This window comes from Aequitasia blattaphilus, from assembly GCF_024721305.1.
GTDB lineage: Bacteria > Bacillota > Clostridia > Lachnospirales > Lachnospiraceae > Aequitasia > Aequitasia blattaphila.
On record NZ_JAMXOD010000011.1, the window covers coordinates 110,193 to 116,512 of the forward strand.

6 protein-coding genes are annotated in these 6,320 nt (G+C 40.2%); all 6 read left to right on the forward strand.

Annotated elements, in window-relative coordinates:
• Positions 1-95 precede the first annotated feature (95 nt).
• From NHH15_RS09155 to NHH15_RS09180, 6 genes are read left to right on the forward strand one after another with little or no spacing between them, the layout of a single operon-like run.
• Positions 96-1,172: a 6-phosphofructokinase gene (locus tag NHH15_RS09155; protein WP_262066360.1), complete on the forward strand. Its 1,077-nt coding sequence runs from the start codon at positions 96-98 to the stop codon at positions 1,170-1,172.
• A gap of 20 nt (positions 1,173-1,192) precedes the next feature.
• On the forward strand, positions 1,193-2,755 hold the full coding sequence (dnaX, locus tag NHH15_RS09160; RefSeq protein WP_262066361.1) for a DNA polymerase III subunit gamma/tau: 1,563 nt from the start codon (positions 1,193-1,195) through the stop codon (positions 2,753-2,755).
• 1 nt (position 2,756) lies between these two features.
• On the forward strand, positions 2,757-3,098 hold the full coding sequence (locus NHH15_RS09165; protein WP_262066362.1) for a YbaB/EbfC family nucleoid-associated protein: 342 nt from the start codon (positions 2,757-2,759) through the stop codon (positions 3,096-3,098).
• Entirely contained in the window at positions 3,085-3,681 is a 597-nt protein-coding gene (recR, locus tag NHH15_RS09170) for a recombination mediator RecR (protein WP_262066363.1), read from the forward strand. Before NHH15_RS09165 ends, recR begins: the two co-directional genes overlap by 14 nt.
• On the forward strand, positions 3,678-4,910 hold the full coding sequence (locus tag NHH15_RS09175; protein WP_262066364.1) for a DUF5711 family protein: 1,233 nt from the start codon (positions 3,678-3,680) through the stop codon (positions 4,908-4,910). The genes recR and NHH15_RS09175 overlap by 4 nt, the downstream gene beginning before the upstream one ends.
• 10 nt (positions 4,911-4,920) lie before the next feature.
• Positions 4,921-5,868 (forward strand): CvpA family protein, encoded by a 948-nt coding sequence (locus tag NHH15_RS09180; protein WP_262066365.1) that lies wholly within the window; start codon positions 4,921-4,923, stop codon positions 5,866-5,868.
• Positions 5,869-6,320: the final 452 nt, after the last annotated feature.

Sequence of the window (6,320 nt, forward strand, 5' to 3'; positions counted from 1 at the left end):
TTCTTTCGTCTATGGCATTTAGTATAGCACATATATTGTGAAATTTGCTAAAATAAGGTATAATCGAACAAGGATTTAAGAAAGGACGGATCATTATGCTACGTATTGGAATGTTAACAAGCGGTGGTGATTGCCAAGCTCTTAATGCAGCGATGCGAGGAGTAGTAAAGGCAATTCATAACAAACGGGATGATGTGGAAATATATGGATTTCAGGACGGATATAAAGGGTTTATCTATTCGGATTTTAAGATACTTGAATCCAAGGATTTTTCGGGAATTCTAACCGATGGAGGAACGATTCTTGGGACTTCGAGACAACCTTTTAAGCTTATGAGAGTTCTGGATGAGAATGGACTTGATAAAGTGGAAGAAATGAAAAGGACGTATTATCGCCTGCATTTAGATTGTGTTGTGATTCTAGGGGGGAATGGAACTCATAAGACTGCGAATCTGCTTAGGGAAGAGGGGCTAAATGTTGTGACGCTGCCGAAAACCATTGATAATGACTTGTGGGGTACGGATATGACGTTTGGATTCCAAAGTGCAGTCGATATTGCGACAGACACCATTGATAAAATCCATACCACGGCTACCAGTCATGGACGCGTATTTATTGTAGAAGTAATGGGACATAAAGTGGGATGGGTGACTCTCCATGCAGGAATTGCAGGAGGTGCAGATGTTATACTGTTGCCGGAGATTCCCTATGATATAGATTCTATCGTAAAGGCAATTAATAGAAGAACGAAACATGGAAAGAAGTTTACCATTCTAGCTGTTGCAGAGGGTGCAATTTCCAAAGAGGATGCTGCCCTTTCGAAAAAGGAAAGGAAAGCCAAGAAAGAAAAAAACACATATCCTTCCGTGGCTTATGAGATTGCAGATCGAATTGGCAGCAGAACGGATAAGGAGATTCGAATAACTGTGCCAGGACATACGCAAAGAGGAGGTTCTCCTTGCGCCTATGACCGCGTGCTTGCAACACGTCTTGGAGCGGAAGCGGCGGCAATGATTTTGGATCAGGATTATGGAAAAATGGTTGCAGTAAAGAACCAGGAAATTACAAGAATGAAATTAGAGGATGTTGCCGGAAAGCTAAAATATGTAGATCCGGATTCCAGTATTATTAAAGAAGCAAAGCTTATGGGAATTAGCTTTGGAGACGATTAAGCAGATAAGGAGCGCAATTCATGTCCTATACGGCACTATATCGTAAATTTCGCCCGGAAACATTCGAGGATGTAAAGGGACAGGATGCGATTGTTAAAACATTAAAAAATCAAATACAAGGAAATCGAATTGGACACGCATATCTTTTTTGCGGAACAAGAGGGACTGGAAAAACCTCTGTAGCAAAAATAATGGCAAAGGCAGTAAACTGTGAAAATCCACAGGAAGGGAGCCCCTGTGGTGTGTGTGAGACGTGTAAATCCATTGCGGCAGGAACGTCTATGAATGTCATAGAAATTGATGCAGCATCGAATAATGGTGTGGATAATATTCGGGAAATTCGAGAAGAGGTATCCTATCGTCCCACAGAGGGACGTTACAAGGTTTACATTATTGATGAGGTTCACATGTTGTCCATAGGAGCTTTTAATGCTTTGCTAAAGACGCTGGAAGAACCCCCGGAATATGTGATTTTTATTCTTGCTACCACAGAGGTGCATAAAATACCGATTACGATTCTGAGCAGATGTCAAAGGTACGATTTCAAACGAATATCTATTGACACAATCAGTGAACGCCTTCACGAACTGGTCGGGATGGAAGGGATTGATGTGGAGGATAAGGCGATTCGCTATATTGCAAGAGTTGCAGATGGAGCGATGCGAGATGCTTTAAGTTTGCTGGATCAATGTGTGGCTTTTCATTTTCACGAGAGACTTACGTATGACCATGTTTTGGAAATTGTGGGAACGGTGGATACGAGCACTTTCGGGAAACTCTTTACCAGTCTTGTTTCTTTTGATGTGGCAGCAGTTTTAAACTGTGTAGAGGAGCTGGTGATGGAGGGAAAAGAGTTGTTTCAATTGAGTACAGACTTTATTTGGTATCTCAGAAACTTGCTCTTGGCTAAAAATTCTGATAATCTAGATGAGGTTTTGGATGTATCCTCAGAGAGTCTTTTGCACATGAAAGAAGAAACTTTACTTGCAAGTAGTGAAACCTTGATTTATTATATACGAAGACTCTCGGAAATGGCGAACCAAATGCGTTATTCATCCCAAAAGAGAGTTCTTTTTGAAGTCACATTGATTAAATTGTGTAAGCCTCAGATGGAAGAGGGACAGGAGTCGCTGCTGGAACGCATACGCGCCCTGGAAGAAAAGGCAGATAAGGTACCTGAGACACAGGTGATTGAAAAAAGAATTTACGGTGGGACTGAAGAAAAAACAGTGAAACCACCAGTTCTTGCAAAAGCCCTTCCGGAGGATGTCAGAGAAGTGGCGGAAAACTTTCGGGGAATTACAATGGAATTAGATGGACTGGTAAAAGGGTATTTGAAAAATGCCCGTATCAGTGTAGGAGATAGGGATGAACTTTTGATTGTAATGCCGGATGAAATTGGAGCAGATGTTTTGCGTCAGGAGAGCCACATAAATGAAATAAAAAGGGCGATTGAGGAAAAAACCAATAGAGCTATGGAAGTATCGATCCGTTATATGGAGGAAGGCAGAAACTTTGAGGATCAGTACGTAGACATAGAGAAACTTATTAATATGGAAATCGAAATAGAGGAGGAATCATAAAATGGCAAAAAGAGGTGGATTTCCCGGAGGCGGTATGCCAGGGAACATGGCAAATTTAATGAAGCAGGCACAAAAGATGCAGAAGCAGATGGAGGAGCAGGCAAAAGAGCTTGAGACCAAAGAGTTTACTGCGGCAGCAGGCGGAGGCGCTGTTGAAGTTGTAGTAAGCGGTTCGAAAAAGGTGTTAAAGGTAAAATTGAATGAAGAGGTAGTGGATCCAGATGATATTGAGATGCTGGAGGATTTGATTGTGGCCGCTATGAATGAAGCTTTTGAAAAAGTGGATGAAGAAAGTAGTAGTGCGATGGGTGGCCTGACTGGAGGAATGGGTGGATTACTATAGTAATCAGATTAGTAAGCTAATCGAAGAACTTTCTCGTCTGCCTGGTATTGGATCAAAGTCTGCAAGCCGTCTGGCATTTCACCTGATTCATATGAAAGAGGAAGATGTGAAGAGACTGGCAAACACCATGATTGAAGCAAAAGAGAATGTGAAGTATTGTAAAGAGTGCTACACTCTTACAGACCAGGAATTATGTCCTATTTGCAGGAATGCAGCCAGGGATCATAAGACGATTATGGTAGTGGAGCATACGAGAGATTTGGCAGCCTATGAAAAAACAGATAAATATAATGGTGTGTACCATGTTCTTCATGGTGCAATTTCGCCGATGCTAGGAATTGGTCCGGAGGATATCAAGCTGAAGGAACTGATTAAACGATTGGAAAAAGACATTGATGAGGTGATTATTGCAACGAATTCAAGCTTGGAAGGTGAGACGACGGCGATGTATATTAGTAAGCTCATTAAGCCAATCGGCGTAAAGGTTAGTAGGATTGCCAGCGGCGTACCGGTAGGTGGAGACCTGGAATATATAGATGAAGTGACTCTTCTACGAGCCTTGGAAGGCAGAACAACATTATGACAAAGAAGAACAAAGAACTTTTTGTAATTGAAAATGAAGAAAAAAAAGACGCAGTAAAGTGGAAAGATAATGAAGGGTTTACCTTGATTGAGGTTGATTTAGAAGAGCAAGTGCGCACCCGAAGACGACGAGGAAAGATTCGTCGTGTGATTATCATAACCCTTTTATTTGCGTCTATTCTTGGTGTTTATCTTTTTGTCACCAGACAAACCTTTACGACCATACGTGTAATCAACACAGCAGAAAATAAAAGCAAAAGTGAAAATTCATACCAGTCCGTCTCTTTTGGGATGCTTAAGATTAGTAAAGAAGGGGTATCTCTTTTGGATTTGAAAGGAAGAGAAAAATGGAATCAACCCTATCAAATGCGTGAGCCTATAACAGCAGTCAATGGAGAAACGGCAGCAGTGGCCGATAAAGGTGGGAATGATATTGTAGTGGTCTCGGATTCTGGACTGATAGGAGAGATTACAACTCCTTCACCCATTGAGCAAATTACGATTTCTCAGCAAGGAATCGTATGTGCTGTCATGAGAAGCGATGATGTTCCAGAAATGACATGTTATGATTTGTCCGGCAATGTTCTTGTTAAACATAAGACCTCTATATCACATACAGGTTATCCAGTGGGAAGTGTTATTTCAGATGATGGAAAAGGAATGATTGTTTCCTATGTTATGGTCGAAAACCCCAAAATGACCAGTAAAATCATTTACTATAGCTTTGCAGGTGAGAAGGATACAACTGAGGGAGTAAAGCAGCAAGAGATTGTAATGGAGGATACGATTGCGCCGTCCATCTTTTTGATGGATAATGATCGCTTCGGGGTAGTGGGAGATCATCAACTTGCTTTTTTCAAAGGAAGAGATACTGTAAAGGAGATAAAAACAGTCGAGATTAAGAATGAGATTGTAAGTGTGACGGCGGATCGAAGCAGAGTGCTTTTGGTGGTGCGGCAAAAAGATGGTTTTTCCTTGAACTTGTATGATAGTTCCGGAAGACTTCAGCTTGAGCAAGAGATTTCTCGGAATTATGGACATATAAAACTTGTAGATGAACAAATTATTATGTATGATGGTATCAAATGTCAAATTTACTCGACGAATGGAATTGAGAAATTTAATGGTGAGGCAAATAAGCCGATACTGGAAATGATACCAGTCTTTGGTTTAAATAAATATATTATGATGACTTCTAGTGGAATGGAGGAAGTGAGACTTACTAAGTAAGGAGAGGAAAATGGAATGGATAGTTGTAGGTATTGGTGTGATTTTTCTAATCAGTATAGGAGTGGGAATCTATAGAGGAGCAATTAAGATTATCGTGTCTTTGGTTGCAACAGTATTGACGTTGGCGCTGACTGTTTTTTTAACCCCATATGCAGCGAAGGCGGTTACGAAATATACTCCCATCGATGAGGTTATACAAAGACAGGTTACCCATGCGATGTCAAATGTTGTGATGGACATGAATATTTTGACTCCGGAAGGGGAAGATACTGGTACAGAGGAACAAGAGGTAAAAGGGTTAGATGAAGCATCTATTAAGAAAGTGTTGGATGCGGCAGGAATTTCTGAAGAGAAGTTGAATGAGTATGGATACAGTATTCAAGATATTATTGACGGTAAGCTGAATGTAAATGATTATCAGTCAATGGGAATTTCAGACAAGGTCTTTTCGGGCTTGAAGGCAGGACAAGACGTGATTGAGTCCACGTTGATGGATGCAGAGATTCCGCGAGAGCTGCAGATGAAAGCAATTGAAAATGCAGAATTGCCACAAAGTTTTAAAACGTTATTGACAGCAAATAACAATGAAGAGGGATATAGGAAACTGGGTGTGGAAACTTTTGGACAGTATGTCGCAAAGTTTTTATCGAACCTTTTGATTAATATTATTGCGTTCCTGGCGGTGTTTTTGCTCATCACGATTTTGTTCCGGGCAATCTTGTTTGCCTTGGATGTTGTTTCTACATTACCGGTCTTGGGATTTGCAAATCGTTTGGCTGGAGGAGTGCTAGGGGCAGTGGGCGCATTGGTAATCGTATGGTTTATCTTTATTTTGGTTTCATTGCTTTTTGCGGCAGGAGTTGGAAAAGAGGTTTATTATTCGATACAGGACAACAGCATTTTAAGTTTGATTTATAATAGCAATCCAATTATGAAAATTGCTGTAAAATTTATCTAAAAAGCAATTGACCAAAGAGGCAAAAAGTGATACTATAGAAGTCCACCGTAATGCGAGGTGGATTTTTATATGTCATCAATTTCATATATATTCGAGAAATTTCAAAAAAGTCAGAAAAGTTGTTGACAGTAAAAAAACAGTGTGATATTATATCAAAGTTGCCTGTGACGAGCAGCCAACAAAAACACAACAGAACCTTGATAATTAAACAATAGACAACAACCCTGAAAGACCTTAAATATAACTTGAGCGGGTTATCTCAAAACCTAACGGTTTTTCGATTACCTTTGCTTCGCAAATGTTTAAAAAGCGGTGTACAGAAATTCATGCAAGCATGATTTCAGACACGCACTTTTTAACCGCTCTTAAGTTATTCGAGAAAATTTCAGAACAAAATAGATGAAGAACTTTTTAGAGATAAAAAGGAAGAAACATCACCCAAACAAAACAGT